This is a genomic window from Flavobacterium sp. JLP, assembly GCF_015350755.1.
Taxonomy (GTDB): Bacteria; Bacteroidota; Bacteroidia; order Flavobacteriales; family Flavobacteriaceae; genus Flavobacterium.
Genome location: NZ_JADKPS010000007.1, coordinates 280,410 through 299,558, shown reverse-complemented (window position 1 = coordinate 299,558; position 19,149 = coordinate 280,410). Strand labels below are relative to the sequence as shown.

Annotated in this window: 19 protein-coding genes; 8 read left to right on the top strand and 11 right to left on the bottom strand. The window is 32.9% G+C overall.

All coding sequences use genetic code 11. The features are described 5' to 3' along the window. Positions 1 to 380: 380 nt before the first annotated feature. Positions 381 to 1,616, bottom strand: a complete 1,236-nt coding sequence (locus IRZ83_RS16975; RefSeq protein ID WP_194570445.1) for an ABC transporter permease — start codon at positions 1,614 to 1,616, stop codon at positions 381 to 383. Between the two features lie 107 nt (positions 1,617 to 1,723). Continuing rightward, positions 1,724 to 2,218, bottom strand: a complete 495-nt coding sequence (locus tag IRZ83_RS16970; RefSeq protein WP_029270525.1) for a YkgJ family cysteine cluster protein — start codon at positions 2,216 to 2,218, stop codon at positions 1,724 to 1,726. A 73-nt stretch (positions 2,219 to 2,291) separates the two neighbouring features. On the opposite strand from IRZ83_RS16970, the gene IRZ83_RS16965 reads away from it, so the two are divergent. Beyond that, positions 2,292 to 3,002, top strand: coding sequence for a class I SAM-dependent methyltransferase (locus tag IRZ83_RS16965; RefSeq protein WP_194570444.1), 711 nt, complete (start codon positions 2,292 to 2,294; stop codon positions 3,000 to 3,002). Positions 3,003 to 3,014: 12 nt separating this feature from the next. Then, on the top strand, positions 3,015 to 3,560 hold the full coding sequence (locus IRZ83_RS16960; protein ID WP_194570443.1) for a YfiT family bacillithiol transferase: 546 nt from the start codon (positions 3,015 to 3,017) through the stop codon (positions 3,558 to 3,560). 62 nt (positions 3,561 to 3,622) lie between these two features. On the opposite strand, the gene IRZ83_RS16955 is transcribed toward IRZ83_RS16960, so the two are convergent. The 8 genes from IRZ83_RS16955 to IRZ83_RS16920 form a co-directional block, all read right to left on the bottom strand. Continuing rightward, the gene (locus IRZ83_RS16955; RefSeq protein WP_194570442.1) at positions 3,623 to 4,255 is read right to left on the bottom strand and encodes a 7-carboxy-7-deazaguanine synthase QueE; all 633 of its coding nucleotides are present in this window, start codon (positions 4,253 to 4,255) and stop codon (positions 3,623 to 3,625) included. Positions 4,256 to 4,355: 100 nt separating this feature from the next. Further along, positions 4,356 to 6,023, bottom strand: a complete 1,668-nt coding sequence (locus IRZ83_RS16950) for a tetratricopeptide repeat protein (RefSeq protein ID WP_194570441.1) — start codon at positions 6,021 to 6,023, stop codon at positions 4,356 to 4,358. A 16-nt stretch (positions 6,024 to 6,039) separates the two neighbouring features. Next, positions 6,040 to 6,963 (bottom strand): PstS family phosphate ABC transporter substrate-binding protein, encoded by a 924-nt coding sequence (locus tag IRZ83_RS16945; protein ID WP_194570440.1) that lies wholly within the window; start codon positions 6,961 to 6,963, stop codon positions 6,040 to 6,042. Between the two features lie 2 nt (positions 6,964 to 6,965). Beyond that, positions 6,966 to 7,196: a hypothetical protein gene (locus IRZ83_RS16940; protein WP_194570439.1), complete on the bottom strand. Its 231-nt coding sequence runs from the start codon at positions 7,194 to 7,196 to the stop codon at positions 6,966 to 6,968. Then, positions 7,196 to 7,993 carry an energy transducer TonB gene (locus tag IRZ83_RS16935; RefSeq protein WP_029270538.1) on the bottom strand — a complete coding sequence of 266 codons (798 nt, stop codon included), beginning with the start codon at positions 7,991 to 7,993 and terminating at the stop codon, positions 7,196 to 7,198. Before IRZ83_RS16935 ends, IRZ83_RS16940 begins: the two co-directional genes overlap by 1 nt. Positions 7,994 to 8,032: 39 nt before the next feature. Further along, positions 8,033 to 8,581 (bottom strand): ExbD/TolR family protein, encoded by a 549-nt coding sequence (locus tag IRZ83_RS16930; protein WP_194570438.1) that lies wholly within the window; start codon positions 8,579 to 8,581, stop codon positions 8,033 to 8,035. A 19-nt stretch (positions 8,582 to 8,600) separates the two neighbouring features. Then, positions 8,601 to 9,227: an ExbD/TolR family protein gene (locus IRZ83_RS16925; protein WP_029270542.1), complete on the bottom strand. Its 627-nt coding sequence runs from the start codon at positions 9,225 to 9,227 to the stop codon at positions 8,601 to 8,603. A 55-nt stretch (positions 9,228 to 9,282) separates the two neighbouring features. Next, complete coding sequence (locus tag IRZ83_RS16920) at positions 9,283 to 10,107, bottom strand: MotA/TolQ/ExbB proton channel family protein (protein ID WP_029270544.1); 825 nt, start codon at positions 10,105 to 10,107, stop codon at positions 9,283 to 9,285. A 380-nt stretch (positions 10,108 to 10,487) separates the two neighbouring features. On the opposite strand from IRZ83_RS16920, the gene IRZ83_RS16915 reads away from it, so the two are divergent. Then, entirely contained in the window at positions 10,488 to 12,005 is a 1,518-nt protein-coding gene (locus IRZ83_RS16915; RefSeq protein WP_194570437.1) for a helicase HerA-like domain-containing protein, read from the top strand. 92 nt (positions 12,006 to 12,097) lie between these two features. On the opposite strand, the gene IRZ83_RS16910 is transcribed toward IRZ83_RS16915, so the two are convergent. Further along, a complete protein-coding gene (locus IRZ83_RS16910) occupies positions 12,098 to 13,441 on the bottom strand; it encodes an FAD-dependent oxidoreductase (protein ID WP_029270548.1) in 1,344 nt (447 codons plus the stop codon). A gap of 374 nt (positions 13,442 to 13,815) precedes the next feature. Between IRZ83_RS16910 and IRZ83_RS16905 the strand changes: the two genes are divergently transcribed. The 5 genes from IRZ83_RS16905 to IRZ83_RS16885 all read left to right on the top strand — a co-directional run bounded on the left by IRZ83_RS16905 (position 13,816) and on the right by IRZ83_RS16885 (position 19,093). Next, complete coding sequence (locus tag IRZ83_RS16905) at positions 13,816 to 14,409, top strand: GNAT family N-acetyltransferase (protein WP_194570436.1); 594 nt, start codon at positions 13,816 to 13,818, stop codon at positions 14,407 to 14,409. An 88-nt stretch (positions 14,410 to 14,497) separates the two neighbouring features. After that, a complete protein-coding gene (locus IRZ83_RS16900; RefSeq protein ID WP_194570435.1) occupies positions 14,498 to 15,292 on the top strand; it encodes a helix-turn-helix domain-containing protein in 795 nt (264 codons plus the stop codon). Between the two features lie 77 nt (positions 15,293 to 15,369). After that, entirely contained in the window at positions 15,370 to 16,902 is a 1,533-nt protein-coding gene (locus IRZ83_RS16895; RefSeq protein WP_194570434.1) for a serine hydrolase, read from the top strand. Between the two features lie 23 nt (positions 16,903 to 16,925). After that, positions 16,926 to 17,414 (top strand): nuclear transport factor 2 family protein, encoded by a 489-nt coding sequence (locus IRZ83_RS16890; protein ID WP_194570433.1) that lies wholly within the window; start codon positions 16,926 to 16,928, stop codon positions 17,412 to 17,414. Between the two features lie 230 nt (positions 17,415 to 17,644). Beyond that, positions 17,645 to 19,093 carry a serine hydrolase gene (locus IRZ83_RS16885; protein ID WP_194570432.1) on the top strand — a complete coding sequence of 483 codons (1,449 nt, stop codon included), beginning with the start codon at positions 17,645 to 17,647 and terminating at the stop codon, positions 19,091 to 19,093. The last annotated feature ends 56 nt before the right edge of the window (positions 19,094 to 19,149 follow it).

Sequence of the window (19,149 nt, the reverse complement as noted above, 5' to 3'; positions counted from 1 at the left end):
ACACCTTTATTTACATCTGCAAGCCTTTTTATTATATATTTTCCATATATTTTATAACTCGCTGGTATGGCGTTTTTTACAATACAAAGTTTTTTTGCAACTTTTCAGAGTGATAATGATTTTTGACTGTTTTGCTGGGCTTTGTTATAAAATCTGGAATCCTTTACTTTTTCTTTACAAGAAAAAAACTGAAGCGCAGAGCAGGAAGCATGTCCTTAATCATATGCAAATTCTAAACTGACTAACTCTGCTTCCCTCCGCCTGATAGATTATTGCTCTTATATATAAAGCATAAATTGCTATACCTATATATAATGTAGAAAAAATAAACCCGGCAGATTTAAAATCTGCCGGGTAACTATTATTAGATCGTTTTATCATTAGTCAAAACGAATAGCTTTGACTGGCGAAATCTTTGTTATTATATAAGAAGGAATCAATAGAACGAGAAAACAAATTGTTATGGTTAACAAATTTAATAATATGATATATGTCCAATTTAAATATACCGGCGCTTGATCGACGTAATAATTTTCAGGATTAAGATGAACAATACCAAATTGCTGTTGAATCAGCAATATTGCAATCCCAATTAAATTTCCCCAAAACAATCCGCGTATAATTAAATAAAAAGCATTGTAAAGAAATATTTTTCGAACGGTCCAGTTGTTTGCTCCTAATGATTTTAGAATTCCTATCATTTGTGTGCGTTCTAAAATAAGAACCAGCAAAGCAACAACCATATTAATAGTAGCCACTAAGATCATAACAGCAAGAATAACCACAATATTAAAGTCGAAGAGCTGCAGCCAATCAAAAATATAACTGTATTTTTCAATTATAGTCTTTGTATCTAAACTTGATGATGTTTGTTCGTAAATTTGATTACCGGTCGATTTGATTGTATTAAAATCTTTTACAAAAACCTCAAATGCTCCTACTTGGTCTGGAGTCCATTTATTGATTCTCTGGATATGCCTAATATCACCTATTATATAGGTTGCATCAAAATCCTGAAATCCTGAATTAAAAATACCTGCAATTTTAAATCTACGGCTATTTGGCATTTTACCTTGCTCCTCCTTGATAAAAAAAGTATTAAAATTATCTCCAACTTTCAAATTAAGGCGGTCAGCTAGAAATCTGGAAATTATAACATCTTCGTTTAATGAATTAGAAAAATTAGGCAAGCGCCCCTCAACAAGATATTCTTTAATATTATTCCAATCGTAATCTGCTCCTACTCCTTTAAAAATAATTCCTTCGAAAGCATTGGCAGTTCTTATAATTCCGGCCTTGCTAGCTATTGCCTGAATATGGCTTACTTCTGGAACTGATTTAAAATTGGGATAGAAATCTTGTTTTTTAGAAATAGGAACTAAAGTTACTTCTGAATTATTATTATCATAGTTGGATATAATAATCTGACCGTTGAAAGCAGAAACTTTTTCGCGAATTTTTTGCTGCAACCCAATTCCGGTAGCTACAGAAACCAACATCATAATAATACCTATTGCAATAGCCGAAATGGCAATTTTTATGATAGGTGCCGAAATACTGCTTTTATAATCTTTTGCAGTAATGAGTCTTTTGGCTATAAAATATTCTAAATTCAATTTATTGGTCTTATTGTTAATTTACTAAAAAGTTCAACTCAGTCAAAAATACATCTAAAAAAGCAAAAATGAATTATTCCTAAAAAAGATTACAAAACATTTAGCTTCTATAACGGAAGTTTCTTTTTCATTTCTTCGACAATATTATATGCCGCCGGGCAGATAGCAACATTTTTCAAAGTAAGATCAGCAATCTGATGAAACTTTTTACGATCTGTATGCGGGAATTCTCGACAAGCTTTCGGACGTACATCATATATCATGCAGTAATTTTCATTATCTAAAAAAGTACATGGAACACTTTTTAGAACATAATCTTTATCTTCATCAATTCTCAGATATTGATCAATAAACTGTTGTGGCTTTTGTCTGAAAGATTTTGAAATTCTTTCAATATCTGCTAAAGTAAATAATGGCCCAGTTGTTTTACAGCAATTAGCACATTGAAGACAATCCGTTCTTTTAAATTCGGCGTCATGCAAATCCTGCATAACGTAATCTAAATTTTTAGGCTGTTTCTTTTTAAGCTTATCGAAATACTTTTTGTTTTCGATATGCTTATCTTTGGCTAACTTATTTAAGTTATTTAAAATTTGTTTCAAGTTTAAAATTTAAGTTGATGTGCAAAATTAAACAACTTTGAACTTGAAACCTTAAACTTTGAACTAAAATACAATGAAAGATCTTTTCGGGAAAGCGATGTTCGATTTCCAAACCAATAATTCACCAGAAGATATCATTACTGAAACCTCAATTTCAGAAGAAGACGAAATGAGTGTTGAATATTTATTTCGTTCTTATAATGAGATGCCAAAATTAGAGCAGAAAGCACTTCAATTAGCTCATGGAAAAACATTAGATGTTGGCTGTGGAGCAGGAAGTCACAGTTTGTCTTTGCAAAACGACCGCCACTTAGAAGTTACTTCTATTGATATTTCAGAAAAAGCGATCGAAACCTGCAAATTGAGAGGCGTAAAAAATGCATCTGTTCAAAATATATTAGATTTTGAAGGAAAAAAATTTGATACCATTATATTATTGATGAATGGTGTCGGCATTTTTGGAAAACTAGAAAATTGCAACAAGTATTTATCTAAACTAAAATCGCTTCTTAATCCTGGCGGGCAAATTTTGCTGGACAGTTCTGACATTATTTATATGTTTGATGAAGATGAAGATGGCGGAAAATGGATTCCTTCTAATAACGATTATTATGGAGAGCTTATATTTAATATTTCGTATAAAGGAGAAAAAGAAGTTGCTTTCGACTGGTTGTATCTAGATTATAATACACTTCAGAATGCAGCAATAGCAAATGGACTTAAATGTGAACTTATTTTAGAAGGGGAACATTATGATTATTTAGCCAAACTTTCTATAACATAACATTTCACATCAATGGAAAAATTAGATTTAGAAAAATTAAAATATCCGATCGGGAAATTTATAGCTCCGACGAAATTTACTGCAGAATATATTGCAGCCCAAATTCAAGAAATTGCAACTTTTCCTGAAAGATTAAAAAAAGAAACCCTTCACTTAAACGATGAACAATTAGATACAGCTTACAGACCCGGCGGATGGACTATTCGCCAACTGATTCATCATTGTGCTGAAAGTCATATACATTGTTTTATAAGAATAAAATGGGCCTTGACAGAAAACAATCCTGTCATAAAGCCATATGACGAAGTTTTATGGTCTGAATTGCCCGATAATTTAAGGATGCCGATTCTTCCAACTTTAAATTTATTAGAAGGGTTACATTTTAGATTGGCGTATATCATGAGAAATCTATCAGAAGACGATTTAGAAAAATCATTTGTTCATCCAGAAAATAATTCGGAATACAGACTTAAAGAAATTATTGGAACTTATGCTTGGCATAGTAATCACCACTTAGCACATATTACAACTCTAAAAAAATATAAAAATTGGGAATAATAAATTTTCCTTTACTTACATAAAGAAAAAATCTCTTCGCTTGAAGAGATTTTTTTTACTATTTATGGAATATTTAAATATTTGTGTGTTTGAAGAGATACACGCCATTTTGGATTATTCATTACATAATCAACAATCAGCGGTGTCATTTCTTCTTTTTTACTCCATTCTGGCTGAAGAAATAAAATTGCATTATCATTTACCAATTCAGCTTGTTCTTCGGCAAAAATAAAATCGTGTTTATTGTAAATAATTACTTTTAGCTCATTCGCATTATCATATACAGTTTGAGTTGGGAGTTTATTTTTTTTAGGAGAAAGACAAATCCAATCCCAAGTTCCTGATAACGGATAAGCGCCAGAAGTTTCTATATGAACTTTTAAGCTTTTGTTTTTTAATTCCTGAGTTAATAAAGTCATATCCCACATTAAAGGTTCTCCTCCGGTAATGACAACTGTATTAGCATAACTTGAAGCATTATTTACAATTAAATCAACACTTGTTGGCGGATGTAATTCTGCATTCCAACTTTCTTTTACATCACACCAGTGGCAACCAACATCACACCCTCCAATTCGTATAAAGTAAGCAGCGGTTCCGGTATGATAACCTTCTCCTTGAATGGTGTAAAACTCTTCCATCAAAGGCAACATTGCTCCCTTATTAACTTCTAATTGTATTTCTTTTGATAACATTACTTCATTTTAAAGTGCAAAGATAGTCATTTAAATACGGAACAAAAAAAACCGACAGCCCTTTGAACTGTCGGTTTTATATTTAGTTAGAAAACTTAAATTATTTCAAAGCTTTCACAGATTGAGATGCATAAGCATTTGTTGGATCTAAAACTAAAGTTTTATTGAAGTATTCAATTGCTTTAGCTTTATCAGTATTAGCGTAACTAGCACCAATACTATTGTAAGCTTCAACAATTTTTTTAACTGTCGCAGGTTTTGCTAATTCTTCAGCACCTTTAGCAGATGTTTTAGCAACGTACTCTTCGTAGTTTTTAATAATTAAATCATCTTTCTCCAATAAGTTGTTGATTCTTCCTTTGTACAAGTAAGCTTCATCATAAGTTGGAGAAGCAACTAAAACTCTATCAAAAGCAGCGTCAGCTTTTCCTAAGGCAGCAACATCGCGAGTTTCTTTTGTTTTATTTGCGTTTGCATAATAAAGAGAGATACCATAATATACATTATCATTCAAGTAATTTTTTGATTCTGTATTAGAAGCACTCAATTCATAGATTGCAGCAGCTTGGTTGTATTGTTTTTTAGTAAACAATTCTTTTCCAAAATCACCTAAATCTTCAACAGCTAATGGTTCCATTACAACTGCTTTTTTGATTTCAGCTAAACCAGCTTCAAAAGCAGCAGGTTCTACAATACCTTGAGCATCTGTACCTTTTTTAATTTTAGCAAAACCTAAGTATAAATAATCTTTTGCAATTGCTTTGTTTGTTGGTACTTTAATATAATCTTCTAAAGACTTAATAGCTACGTCAACGTTACCATTTTCGTAAGCAGAGTAACCTAAATATCTAAAGATTCTTGGATTAACTTTATCCAACTCAATCATTTTATTAGCTTCAGTTTCTAAAGCTTTATAATCTTTAACTAAGATCAAGAAATCTGCGTGACGCATTCTTGAGTTCATAGAATAATCAGTCAAGCTTAAGTATTTCTCATAATTAGAAATCGCTTTTTGATAATTTACTTGTTGAGTAGAAGGTTTATTTCTAGCCCATTTGTAATAGGTTTCGGCTAGCTCTCTATATACAGGACCATAATTTGCGTCGATTGCAATAACCTCATTAAAAGCTTTAATCGCTTCTTCGTAAGATTTTGCTCCTTTAAGCAAAACTCCTAATTGCATTTTAGCTCTTAAAAGTGTTGGATCAGCTGTAAAAGCATCACGGTAAGACTTGTAAGCTTCGTTTTGGTTGTTTGCTCCATGGTAAGCATCTCCGATTGCCAAAAGTGCAGTTGCATTTTGTGGTTCAAGTGCTAAAGCACGTTTTAACACAGCGATTGCATTTGTATAATCAGGATTAGTAGAATTCATGTAAGCTCTACCAATGTAGATAAACTCATTTACATCTTTACGTTTGATATCTTTTGTTGCTAAACCAAAATTAGCTTGAGCACCAGCAGTATTTTTGCTGTCAAGATCTAATTGCCCTAATCCGATGTAGTTTAGGTGTTTTTTATCTGCTGCTTCTAATCCATTTAAGTAATAAATTTTAGCAGAATCAATGATAGTTTGATTTAGATATATATTTCCCAAAACAAAATTAGCCTCACCATCCGAAGGTTTAGCTTTAATGATTGATTTTAGCAAAGACTTAGCTTTTTCAAATTGCTCAGCATCGATTGCCTTTTTAGCCTGATTTATATCTTGCGCTTTTGCAACAGAAGCTGAAGCAACTAAGGCAAGACTGAAAATTTTAAATTTATTCATCTTTATTGTAATTAATTTATTCTTTATCGTTTATAATTTGACTTCTAATCTTAAGTTTTCTTCCTGGAGTTCTTACTGGCATCAATCCAGATTTCAAGACAATTCTTTGACCAATGTCACCTGAAATGAATGAAGCAAAGCCCATTCCTAATCCAGAATAACCCTGACAGTTAATGATAAACAAATCACGTGCCAGAGGATACTTTTGTTCTGCAATATCATTTTGACTCGGATAGTAATATTTATTATCCTTTAGGCCTTTTACTCCTAAAACATTAATTTTATTAATCACTTCTGCCATATTTGGAGAAGGCTCTGAAAGCCAATTTACACCCACCACTCCAATCATTCCTTCATTTTCAGAAATAACTTTAATAACTTCTTCATTCGTTTTATATGAAAAAACTCCTGCTGCAGTTATATCTTTTACATTCGCCAATTCTTTCATAAAACGTACTGTACTTGAATTTGGATTATCAAATACAAGACCTTTAATTCTTGGATTAGGTATGCCTTTCATAAAATCAATTACAGTTTTCAACGTAATTAATGTATCATTATTGCTTTTGTTTGAAATTAAAGCAATTGCGTCTACAGCAAAAGGAGTAACTCGCGGTTTAATTTTACTTTTTTCAAAGCTTGCCAATTCTTCCTTAGTCAAATCTCTGCTTGTTACCGCCACCTTAGTTTTTTGATTTAACAAATCATTTATAAGTTCCGCTTCAGATTTAGGCTTAACATTGATTTTTGCATCATAGTAAGTTCCTTCAAAAACAGCAACCTGATCGTCTACAATTGGTTTTATCGTCTCATCAACGGTAATATCTATAGTTCCTTTTAGAATTGTTTCTTTCTCGTTATTACTCTTGCTTTTTTGGTTGCACATGGCAAACAAAAAAACAAAAGCCACCAAACAAAAAACTTTACTATATTTTAACATAATTATTCTGCATTAGAATTGATTAATCTTAGAAAACGTACAGCCGAATAAACAATCAGCAATCCTCCAAAAGCATATCTATATTTAGGTTCCATATCTAATGGCAATTTTTTCCAAAACATAATCATTAAACCCAGTACAAGATATATTAAAAAAAACAGTATTCCTAAAACAAGAAGAAATCGCTCTTTGAGCGATTTCTTCTGAATATTATTAAGCATATCTTTTAACATTATTCTGCAGATTGAATAGTAATAGGAAGAGAGTAAAGTACTCTAACTTTTTTACCATTTTGCTCGCCAGGAGTCCATTTTGGACATTTTTTAAGAACACGAATTGCTTCTGCTCCTGTACCGTAACCGATATCCCTTAAAACTTTAATGTCGGTTAATGAACCGTCTTTTTCAACTACAAAAGTAACATAAACTTTACCTTTTAAACCTTCTTCTTCTGGAGTCTTATAATTGTTTCCTACAAATTTGTAGAACTTCTCAATTCCTCCAGGGAAATCTGGTTTTACTTCGATACCAGCTGTGTTATATACTTGGTTATCTTCTTCTACTACTGCAGCAGTTCCAGTACCTACTGGCTCATCAACAGTTAAAACTGCATCTGGATCTCCTTTGATAGTTTCAGAACCAACTTTTTTATCTTTAAGTTCCTCAATTTTTGGAGGATCTTCAGTAACCTCATTTGCCTTAGCAACCACAGGCTTCACAAACTTCACCTGATCCACTTTTGGTGGCGGTGGCGGTGGTGGCGGTTGATTAGGTTTAATCTCTTCCTTTTTAGGAAGTATTTTTACTGTCGCGATCTTGATATCATTGTTTACATCATCATCTGTAGAATCTGGTAGTAAGCTTACAATAAGAGGAGCTGCTACAGCTAAGCTAAAAATTAACGAACCAATTACCAACGCTTTCACGTTAGTCTTACCGTTCGATTTTCTTAACTCATATGCACCATATATCTTATTACGCCCTTCGAATACGATATCAAGCCACTGATTTTTAATTATATCTAATTTCATTTTTCTTGAGTTTTAAGTTATCGAATAATAATTTTAATCTTATTTTTTCTCTAACAATGTTGTTTCCTCTGGCGTAAACTCAGGAACTATGGCATAAGTGGAAACTCCAGTTATAGCCATCTCATCCAAAATATCAACCAAATTACGGTAATTTGATTTTTTTGTTGGCTTGATGATAACTATAATTCCTTTTTTCTTATCACCTGTATATTGAATTACTGCTTTCTTCTGAGTCAACAATTCTCTACGAATTCCATCTTTACCATACGTGATATCTTTTGGACCAACCTTAGGAGTAGCCAATAATCCCATATAATAAATCATCTTATTGTTTTCACCCAACATAACAGTCATAGTACGATTCTCATCTACCTTTATGTCTTTGTTTTTTGTTGGATCTTCATCTTTATCTGGCAATGACAAGTCCATCGATTGAGGTTTTGACAACGTCGTGGTCAACATAAAGAACGTGATCAATAAGAATGCCAAATCTACCATCGCAGTTAAATCTACTTTAGAGTTTTGCTTTTTACTTCTTACTTTGCCACCTTTTCCGCCACCACCGTCGCCGGTATTTAATTCAGCCATTTTAGTGTATCTTTTTTAATTAAAAGTTTCTATCTCTCATACCAGTAACTAAGTTAAAGGAATTGATTTTTTGATCTTGTAGAATATCCATAATCTTTTTGATTTGTGGATATTGCTCTTTAGCATCTCCTTTAATTGCAATTTGCAACTCTTTATCGTCAAGATCAATCGCAGCTCTTCTTGAAACCAAAAGCCATTCTTTTAATTGATTATCCAAAGAATCGATTGGAATTCCAGGTTGATTTGCTTTACTTCTGTCAGCCGATTTCATAGCAATGATATCTTTCAAATTTGCAACTGGAACACCAAAGTCATCCATTAAAGCAAATTTAGTTTTATCATCTTCTGAAAAAGTTACCCCGAATTTTGCACCCATTCCTTCAAGAGTTCTTTTACGAATCTCTCTTCCTTTGATGTCGAAAAACACTTTGCTTTTCCCGTCTTTTCCTTTTCCTACTGTAATAATAGCTAAATCCGTATCAGGTAATTTAGTTTGAGCAACAGAAGAAGGCATATCTACAGGAAGTGCTTCTGGCACCTTAGCAGTAGCTGTCAAAATAAAGAACGTAAGCAAAAGGAACGCAACATCACACATGGCAGTCATATCTGTCGATGTTGCCTTTTTTTTCATTTTTATTTTAGCCATTATCTTTTATTTTATTTTGATATAATTAAAACTAATTATTAATATCAAAAATTAATTATTGTTTTAAACTTCCTCTGAATCTTCTGTAAGTGTTTACGATAGTAACACCAGCCTCATCGATAGAGTAAGTTAAATCATCAATTTTAGCAGTAAAGAAGTTGTAAGAAACGATCGCTAAGATTGAAGTAGAGATACCTGTTGCAGTGTTGATAAGTGCTTCAGAGATACCTGTTGCAAGAGCAGCTTGATCTGGAGTTCCAGCAGAAGCTAACGCACCAAACGCTTTAATCATACCTGATACAGTTCCTAATAATCCACCTAAAGTTCCTAATGATACTAAAGAAGAGATAATAGTCATATTTTTTTCTAACATTGGCATTTCTAATGAAGTTGCCTCTTCGATTTCTTTGTGGATTACTTCTGAAGCTTCTTCACTGTTGAAACCTTCTTTTTTAACATCTTGATATTTTACCAAAGCAGATTTAATTGCATTTGCAACTGAACCTTGTTGTTTGTCACATGAAGCGATAGCAGCCTCGATGTTTCCTTCTTTGATACTTCCTTGTACATTTTTCATAAATGTATCTAAGTTAGTTTTTCCAGCAGCTTTACCAATAACGATAAATCTTTCAATAGAGAAAACAACAACCATTAAAAGCATACCTAATAATACTGGTACGATAAATCCTCCTTTATATACTGTACCTAATAAATTCAGTGGGTGACCTTTTTCTGCATCTCCTCCTTCGAAGTTAGCAGTATCTCCCATAACTACTTTCCAAAGAAACACCCCAACTAAAATACACGCTACAATAATGATTCCTGTAATCATTCCTCCTCCATTTGAAGTGCTTTCTTTTTTAACTTTAACGTTTGCCATTTTTTTTAATTTTAATAGTTTTAAATAATTTTTATTTTTTAGTTATATTTAACTTGTAGAGGAGCAAATTTATACGTTTAGTTTAAATAAAAAAACTTTTTTTAATTTTATTGAAGGAAATTTAACGTCAATTTAAAAAATATCTCATTAATTTGCCCTCATTCTTTTTTCGATAAAACAAAAATACGAGCTAAATCTGGGAAAATTACAACGTTTTAGTCAATATTCAAAGATTCCGTTGATATCTTCTTAAAAAGTTGCGAAATTATTTTTTAATAATTTTTGAGTCAAAAAAAGCTTTTTCCTACTAAAAAAAACACATCCAAAATGTTAAAAAACAAAGCAATACTCTTATAATCATCTAAATTACAAATAAAAACATGAATAAAAAAGATAATTTCATTCAGGATATAAATAATGGGTATCTTTCTAAGGGCGACAGCATCATCTTAGGAGGTGCCATTCTAGATGGAGAGCCTATTGCTGAGGCTCACGTTAAGATCCCCTTGAAAACCTTAAATCGCCACGGTCTTATTGCCGGTGCAACGGGAACAGGAAAAACAAAAACAATTCAGGTTTTTTCTGAGCAATTATCAAATGCAGGGATTCCTGTTTTGATGATGGATATAAAAGGTGATTTTAGTGGTATTGCAAAAGAGGGGAAAGAAGAAGTTTTTATTACCGAGCGACATGCTAAAATAAATATACCTTATAATGTAGCTTCCTTTCCTGTAGAACTAATGTCATTATCCAAACAAAACGGAGTTCGCCTGCGCGCAACCGTTTCTGAGTTTGGCCCCGTATTATTTTCGAGAATTTTAGATTTAAACGACACTCAAGCTGGCGTTGTTGCTGTAATCTTTAAATATTGCGATGACACAAAAATGCCTTTGTTAGATTTAAAAGACATTAAAAAAGTAATCAATTATATTACAGAAGAAGGCAAAGACGAGATTTCGGCAAGTTATGGCAAAATCTCAACGGCAACTACTGGAACAATTCTAAGAAAAATAATCGAATTGGAACAACAGGGCGGTGATTTGTTTTTTGGCGAATTATCTTTTGAAATTGATGATTTAATGCGAATCGATGAAAACGGAAAAGGGTACGTAAACATTATCCGCTTGACGGATATTCAGGACAAGCCAAAATTATTCTCGACTTTTATGTTGAGTTTGTTGGCCGAAATTTATCAGCAAATGCCTGAAAAAGGAGATGCTGAACAACCTGAATTGGTTATTTTTATTGATGAAGCGCATTTGATTTTTAATGAAGCCAGCAAAGCACTTTTAGAACAAATTGAAACGATTGTAAAATTAATTCGTTCTAAGGGAGTTGGCGTTTATTTTGTGACACAAAACCCAATGGATGTTCCGAGTGGTGTCTTGGCACAATTAGGATTAAAGATTCAGCATGCACTTAGGGCTTTTACAGCAAATGATCGTCAGGCAATTAAAAAAACAGCTGATAATTACCCCACTTCGCAATATTATAAAACCGACGAATTGTTGACCAGTTTAGGAATTGGTGAAGCGTTAGTTACTGCTTTAAACGAAAAAGGAATTCCGACACCGCTTGTTGCGACCATGATGCGCGCACCAGAAAGCCGAATGGATATTTTAACTGCTGATGAAATTGAGGCCATAAACAGCAAATCGAAACTAGTTAAAAAATACAGTGAAGAAATTGACCGCGAAAGTGCCTATGAAATTCTAAATCAGAAAATCGAAACTGCGAATCAAGCAGCTGCTGAACAAGAAGAACAAGCTCCAGCAAAAACATCAAAATCTGAACCAACTACAGCCAGCGTTGTTACAAAATCAGTTTTGAAAGTAGTTACCAGCGCTACTTTTATACGAGGTGTTTTCGGAGTTTTATCTAAAATCTTTAAGAAGTAAAACAATTAAACCATATAAGTTATATAATTCAATATAATGCTTTGCGCATCGATATTAAATGAACTTATATAATTTATATGGTTTAAAAAAAATTATGCGTTTTCCAACAATTCTAAAATCTTATTTTCGATTTCAGGAGTATTCCAAATATTTTCAATATTATCTGTTTTCAAAACCTCTTCCATAATTCCGTTTTGGAAATCTCCAATTGCTAAGGCTTCCGCATATGGGCGATCGCTAAAAGTTACTCGGCTGTAAAGCGGAATCCATTTATCTGGATGTTTGTCTGAAAAAGCTTTTTCGATTTTCTTTTGCAACAAAAATTTCTCATCGGCAGTTTTTGTACTCATTTCCATGAAATTTCGGTACGAAAGTTCGGCAATCGCATCGGCATTTGGCTTGCGTGAGATTTGATATTCAGAGAAAATCTTTTTCCAGTCGTCTCCATATTTTTCGATCATTTCCTGCAAAACGCTAATATCTTCAAAACCGGCATTCATTCCTTGTCCGTAAAAAGGTACAATAGCGTGACAAGCATCTCCAATTAAAGCAATTTTATTTTCATATGTCCACGGAAAACATTTCATTGTCACCAAAGTACTCGTTGGGTTTTTAAAGAAATCTTCTGCCAGTTTCGGAATCACTTCAATCGAATCTGGGAAATTTTTCTCAAAGAAATCTTCGACCATTTTACGATCTGTTAAAGAAGCAAATGAATTTTCTCCTTCAAAAGGCATGAATAAAGTACAAGTAAAACTTCCGTCTAAATTGGGTAATGCGATTAACATGTATTCACCGCGCGGCCAAATATGAAATGAGTTTTTATCTAATTTATGAGTTGCATCGGCGTTTGCCGGAATATTCAGTTCTTTATAACCCATGTTCAAAAATTCCTGCGAATAATTAAACATGCTTTGACGCTGCATTCTGTGACGAATTCTCGAAAAAGCGCCATCGGCACCAAAAACCATATCGTACTTTATCTCTTCCCACTCGCCTCTTTCAGTTTCGCCAATATGCAAAGTTGCATCACTCAGCGTCACATCCCAAATTTTTTGTTCAAAATAAAATTCGGCTCCGGCTTGTTCGGCAAGGTCAATCATTTTCCGATTTAAAGTTCCTCTTGAAATCGAATAAATCGATTCACCTTCTTGTCCGTAATTCTGAAAATTTAGTTTGTCGACCAAATGAATCGCACGTTTGTCCATCGGAATCGCAATTTCACGAACCGAATCGCCAACGCCAACGCCATCAAGTGCTTTCCAGCCTCGATTAGACATTGCCAAATTAATAGAACGTCCCGAGAAATTTATTTTGCGAATATCAGGACTGCGATCATAAACATGAACGGTATGACCTGCTTTTTTGAGATAAATTGCCAATAGCGATCCGACTAATCCAGAACCTACAACAGCAATTTTTAATGGTATTTGCATCAAGAAATGTCTAAATATAAGATCGTAAAAATAAGTAATAAATCTACAGAAGATTTAAAATTAACTAAATATTTAAACTTGTCCTTAATAATTATATAGGCATGACCCGCGATCCCGAAGTCACGGGAACTGGTCGGGTATCCGTTTTCATAACAAATTTACGTTTTTATCGATTTATTAGAAATGCTGGAAAGTTTATTTTCGCTGAAGACAATCTCACAAAGAGCGACGTTTTTTGTTGTTTCGAGGAACTAGAAATCACAATTGAAACTCCTCAACAAAATCGCCAATCTTTCTCGAATTACGTGTGTGATTTCTCGTTCCTCGAAATGACAACATTGAGAAATATGTCCTAATATTTAAACCCTTAATTAATGAAAAGCGAACTATTAAAATCTGACATTATTCTAGAAAACGAAAAAGTATTATTACTCCCTTTTGAAAACGAAAGAAACACCGAACTCAAAGAAATTATCTTTGAAGACGAAATCTGGAAATTTATGGGAATGTACGTTCGAACTGAAACTGATTTCGAAAATTACATCAACAACACTTTAAAACAAAAGACTGAAGGAATTTGTTATCCGTTTTTAATTATTGACAAAGCAACAAACAAAGTTGCCGGAAGCACGCGTTACGGTTACCTAAATCACGCAAGCCAAAAATGCGAAATTGGCTGGACTTGGTACGGAAAACAATTTCAGGGAACCGGTTTAAACAAAGCCTGCAAATACGAATTATTGAAATTTGGTTTCGAAAACATTCAGTTTAAAAGAATACAATTCAGTGCCGATCTTGAAAATACAAGATCGCAAAGAGCAATTGAAAACCTAGGCGCTTTAAAAGAAGGCCTCTTCAGAAATAATTATGTCGATTCTGAAGGAAAAAGCAAAGATGATGTTTATTATAGTATTATTTTAGAGGAATGGGAAAATACTAAGCGAGATTATTTTGGGGAGTTTATTTGAAAAAATTGATTTATAATGTTTTAAAAAGTAGTATTTTAGCCTAGAATCTCAGACTAAAAGAAGAAAATTTAGCTAACATATTATATTGATGAACCTCTATTCAGAACATTATGTAAGTAAAACTTCCGAGCGGTTTGTCAATAAAATTTGGTGTCTCGATAACAGCATCGGCGAAAGCCTGATCAAAAACAAACTCGTATTGCCAAATGGCTGTTTTAATGTCGCCATTGTGAGTGGCAATGAGATAGAAGTTCATACAAGCAAAAAGAAATACCAAATGAACAAAGGTTTTTACTTTTGTTCGCAAATGACCAATAAAGTTTTGGTTAACATACAACCGAAAACTAAAGTTACCATCATTCAGTTACACACTTGGACACTTTCGATGTTTCCTGAATATGATTTGAGTAATTTTTTGGATTCTATTATTAAAATTGATTCGGCTGAACTGCCTTTTGAAGTTCAAATTGAAACTGATATTTCAGCATTGACCAATATAATAAACACTTACTTCGAAGAATTAAACACTTCAAATCCGACTAAAAATACAATTGAAAAAATCTGCGAAATAGTCAAGCTTCACAACGAAGAAATTAATGTTTCAGAAATTAGCAAATGCTTAAATACCTCACAGCGAATGTTGCAGATTAAGTTTAAAATTGCAACCGGACTTACAATTAAAAAATACATTCAGATTCTGAAATTCAGAAAATCGGTCGATCAAATGGTAAATTCTAATGTAGAAAAAATGAGTTTGACCGATGTTGCGCTTTACAACCAATATTTTGACCAGTCGCATTTTATCAAAAAATTCAAAGATGTGACCAAAACAACTCCAAAAATGTTCAATTCAGATTTGTATTTTCTTTCCAAAAAAAGATAAGATTTCGCATTTGTACAATTTTGAGAGTTTTGATTGAATTACTATTGCAAAATCATTAATCATCAATCAATCACAAAATGAAAATCAAATACCAATCTTTCTACTTAAAATGGTTTTTAATCGGAATTTTAATCTTCCACGTTCAAATTGGATTTTCTCAAGAAGAAAAAAATTCCCAACTCTACAAAACCATTCTTTCAAAAGACAGTCTTCTTTTTAATGTCGGTTTTAATACTTGCGACATTTCACAATTCGAAAATTTGCTGAGCGACAATTTTGAATTTTATCACGACAAAGACAGTATTTCAGATAAAACAAAATTTTTAGCAACTCTAAAAAAAGGATTGTGTGGCTCTCCTGCAACGTATCAATCGCGAAGAGCATTAGTTGAAGGAAGCACTGAAATTTATCCGCTTTATAAAAAAGGCGTTTTGTATGGTGCAGTACAAATCGGGATTCATCAATTTTATGAAAAATCGGCGCAGAAAAATGAATCTCTTGCCAACGCGAAAGAAAATTTTGGAAGCACAGCAAGATTTACCCACGTTTGGCTATTAGAAAACGGCGTTTGGAAACTCAAAAGATCTTTAAGTTACGATCATCAAAACACAAGTACAGCAGGTACAAAATCCTCTATTTTCGACAACGATCAAGAAATTCAAAAATGGCTGAAACAAAATAATATTCCGACTTTAGGAATTGGCGTAATTAACGATGGAAAACTCCAACAGATAAAAGTGTACGGCCAGCTTAAAAAAGGAATTACAGCGCCATATAACACCATATGGAATGTCGCCTCTCTTACTAAACCAGTAACTGCAATTGTTGCCTTAAAACTAGTAAGTTCAGGAAAATGGGATTTAGACGAACCCTTATACAAATATTGGACAGATCCAGATATTGCAAACGACTCTAATACAAAACTGCTGACAACGAGAATTGTTTTAAGTCACCAAACTGGTTTTCCGAATTGGAGATACATGAACGAATCTAAAAAGTTAGATTTTAAATTTAAACCAGGTACCAAATACCAATATTCCGGAGAAGGATTTGAATATTTAAGAAAGGCTTTAGAAAAGAAATTCCATAAAACCTTAGATCAATTAGCCAATGAATTAATTTTTAAACCGCTAAAAATGGACGATACCAAATTTATTTGGAACGACATAACTGATGTTACGAGATACGCCTCAAATTATGACAATAAGGGAAATTCCTATGAACCCGTTAAAAACAAAACCGCAAACGCCGCCGACGACTTATTGACAACAATTGAAGATTACGGAACCTTTTTGTGCAGTGTAATGAACAGCGAAGGCTTAAGCAAAAAAGTATTTGATGATATGAATTCGCATCAGGTAAAACAAGCAAAAGCTAACAAATATTTTGGTTTGGGTTTTGAAATTTACGATTTAGGAAATGATAATTATGCACTTTCGCATGGCGGTGCAGATCAGGGTGTTCAGACACTTGTTTTTTTATTGCCAAAAACAAAGCAGGGACTTATTGTTTTTACAAATGGTGACGACGGTTATAAAGTGTATGAAAAAATAATTTCGCATTATTTAGGAGAAAACGGAAATCGATTAATTGAAATTGAAACGAAGTAATGAAAGTGAATCAAAACACAGCCATGATACCTATGATAAATATAATTGTACTCTTCATGTTATTTTTAAGCAAAGAAGTAAAGGCGCAAACAAGCGCAGAAGCGCAAAAAGAGACTCAAAAACTGGATTTTCTGAAAATCGAAATCACAAAGATGGACAGTCTGCTTTTTGATGTTGCTTTTAATCAATGCGATGCGGGGCTTTTTAAAAAAATAATTTCTGACGATGTTGAGTTTTACGATGACCGCTTTGGATTAAATATTTCCAAAGCAAATGAAATAAAATCCTTAATTGGAAAATGCGATAGATCTGATAAACTAACCAGAAAACTAAATTCCTGCACGATTGACAAACTGGGAGATTTTGGCGCCGTACAAATAGGCGAACATACTTTTTATGTTGATGGAATTCCAGAAGGAACTGGGAAATTTATTCATATTTGGGAAAGAAAAGATAATGATTGGAAATTGAAACGAATTGTGAGCTACGAGCATAGACCTATAAAAGAGTAGTTTTTGATATGCACTCTAAATTTTAATTTAAGGAAAAATGAAAATAATTGATTGATCTTGAAACATAATAAAACTTCAGTCGTCTAATAAAAATCAAGGCACCGAAATAATCACCATTTTAATTTGTAAATTAGTCTAACAAATTAATAAACAAATGATTAAAAAAGTTTCAATCATCAATCAAAAACGAATCATTACATTAATCCTTAAACCCATAATCATCAATCATTATGAAAAAATCAATCAAACTAATTGCACTCTCCTTTATTCTTGTGCTTTTTACATTAAATATAACGGCACAAGACAAGGCAAAACAAATCGAACAACTTTTAAGTAAATACACAGAATACGGTCAATTTAACGGATCTGCTTTGGTTGCTGAAAACGGAAAAGTAATTTTTAAAAAAGGTTTTGGCTTTGCTAATATGGAATGGGATATTCCAAACCAGCCGAATACAAAATTTAGATTAGGTTCTATCAGCAAACAATTTACAGCATTTTTAATTGTGAAACTTGCCGAAGAAGGAAAACTAAAACTTGACGTTCCGATTACGACTTATTTGCCAGATTATCCAAAAACAACTGGCGACAAAATAACCATTCATCATTTGCTTACGCATACATCTGGAATTCAGAATTATACTTCAGCGCCAAATTTCTTTAGAGATAAAAGCAGAAACTCTTACACTCCAGAAGAATTTGTAAAAACATTTTCAAGTTTGCCGCTTGAATTTACGCCTGGCGAAAAATTTAAATACAGCAATTCTGGGTATTTTTTATTGGGTTATATTATTGAGAAAATTTCTGGTAAAACGTATGAACAATATTTACAGGAAACTATTTTGACACCGCTAAAAATGGCAAATACAGGTTATGACCATAGCGAAATCATTATAAAAAACAGAGCTTCGGGCTATGAAAAAAAAGGAAAAATATATACTAATTCTTTTTTTCTGGATATGAGCATTCCGTATGCTGCGGGATCTTTATATTCGACAGTTGAAGATTTATATCTTTGGGATCAGGCGCTGTATACCACAAAATTGCTTTCTGCAAAATCTATGGAATCGTTGTTTAAACCTTATATTAAAGCTGGAGATGGTTCTTATGGCTATGGATGGTTTTTGCAAGAAGCTCAGAATGGCGACAAACCAAAACTAAAAATTATCGAACACGGTGGAGGAATTAATGGTTTCAACACTGTTATTTCACGTATTCCTGCAGATAAAAATTTAGTGGTTTTGCTTAACAATACTGGCGGTACAATTCTGGATGAAATGAATGAAGGCATAAGAGCTATTTTATACAATCAGCCCTTAAATCAGCCAAAAAAATCATTGGCTTTTGAATTGCTGGATGTGTTTACAGAAAAAGGAGCTGTGGCCGGTGCAGATGCTTATAAAAAATTAAAAAGCGATCCGACTTTTGGTCTTAAAGAAGGCGACATGAACCGTGTTGGATATGAATTATTACAAAACGGAAAAAAGAAAGAAGCCATTGAAGCTTTTAAAATTAATGTTGAAAATTTTCCGAAATCTGGAAATGTTTACGATAGTTTGGCCGAAGCTTATTTAGCCGACGGAAATAAAAAACTGGCAATTGAAAACTATACGAAATCTATTGCACTTGATCCTACAAATGAAAACGGAAAGAAAGTGTTAGCAGAAATTTCGAAATAATAAAAGCATTTTCAACCAATTCATTTTGTTTAAAATAAAACCTTTGCCAAAATTTA

Excerpts from the sequence above, each read along its gene's own strand:
- IRZ83_RS16925 (WP_029270542.1), bottom strand. The coding sequence starts at position 9,227 with ATGGCTAAAATAAAAATGAAAAAAAAGGCAACATCGACAGATATGACT.
- IRZ83_RS16935 (WP_029270538.1), bottom strand. The coding sequence starts at position 7,993 with ATGAAATTAGATATAATTAAAAATCAGTGGCTTGATATCGTATTCGAA.
- IRZ83_RS16945 (WP_194570440.1), bottom strand. The coding sequence starts at position 6,963 with ATGTTAAAATATAGTAAAGTTTTTTGTTTGGTGGCTTTTGTTTTTTTG.
- IRZ83_RS16960 (WP_194570443.1), top strand. The coding sequence starts at position 3,015 with ATGGAAAAATTAGATTTAGAAAAATTAAAATATCCGATCGGGAAATTT.
- IRZ83_RS16895 (WP_194570434.1), top strand. The coding sequence starts at position 15,370 with ATGAAAATCAAATACCAATCTTTCTACTTAAAATGGTTTTTAATCGGA.
- IRZ83_RS16890 (WP_194570433.1), top strand. The coding sequence starts at position 16,926 with ATGATACCTATGATAAATATAATTGTACTCTTCATGTTATTTTTAAGC.
- IRZ83_RS16905 (WP_194570436.1), top strand. The coding sequence starts at position 13,816 with ATGAAAAGCGAACTATTAAAATCTGACATTATTCTAGAAAACGAAAAA.
- IRZ83_RS16920 (WP_029270544.1), bottom strand. The coding sequence starts at position 10,107 with ATGGCAAACGTTAAAGTTAAAAAAGAAAGCACTTCAAATGGAGGAGGA.
- IRZ83_RS16940 (WP_194570439.1), bottom strand. The coding sequence starts at position 7,196 with ATGTTAAAAGATATGCTTAATAATATTCAGAAGAAATCGCTCAAAGAG.
- IRZ83_RS16950 (WP_194570441.1), bottom strand. The coding sequence starts at position 6,023 with ATGAATAAATTTAAAATTTTCAGTCTTGCCTTAGTTGCTTCAGCTTCT.
- IRZ83_RS16930 (WP_194570438.1), bottom strand. The coding sequence starts at position 8,581 with ATGGCTGAATTAAATACCGGCGACGGTGGTGGCGGAAAAGGTGGCAAA.
- IRZ83_RS16900 (WP_194570435.1), top strand. The coding sequence starts at position 14,498 with ATGAACCTCTATTCAGAACATTATGTAAGTAAAACTTCCGAGCGGTTT.
- IRZ83_RS16885 (WP_194570432.1), top strand. The coding sequence starts at position 17,645 with ATGAAAAAATCAATCAAACTAATTGCACTCTCCTTTATTCTTGTGCTT.
- IRZ83_RS16915 (WP_194570437.1), top strand. The coding sequence starts at position 10,488 with ATGAATAAAAAAGATAATTTCATTCAGGATATAAATAATGGGTATCTT.
- IRZ83_RS16910 (WP_029270548.1), bottom strand. The coding sequence starts at position 13,441 with ATGCAAATACCATTAAAAATTGCTGTTGTAGGTTCTGGATTAGTCGGA.
- IRZ83_RS16965 (WP_194570444.1), top strand. The coding sequence starts at position 2,292 with ATGAAAGATCTTTTCGGGAAAGCGATGTTCGATTTCCAAACCAATAAT.
- IRZ83_RS16955 (WP_194570442.1), bottom strand. The coding sequence starts at position 4,255 with ATGTTATCAAAAGAAATACAATTAGAAGTTAATAAGGGAGCAATGTTG.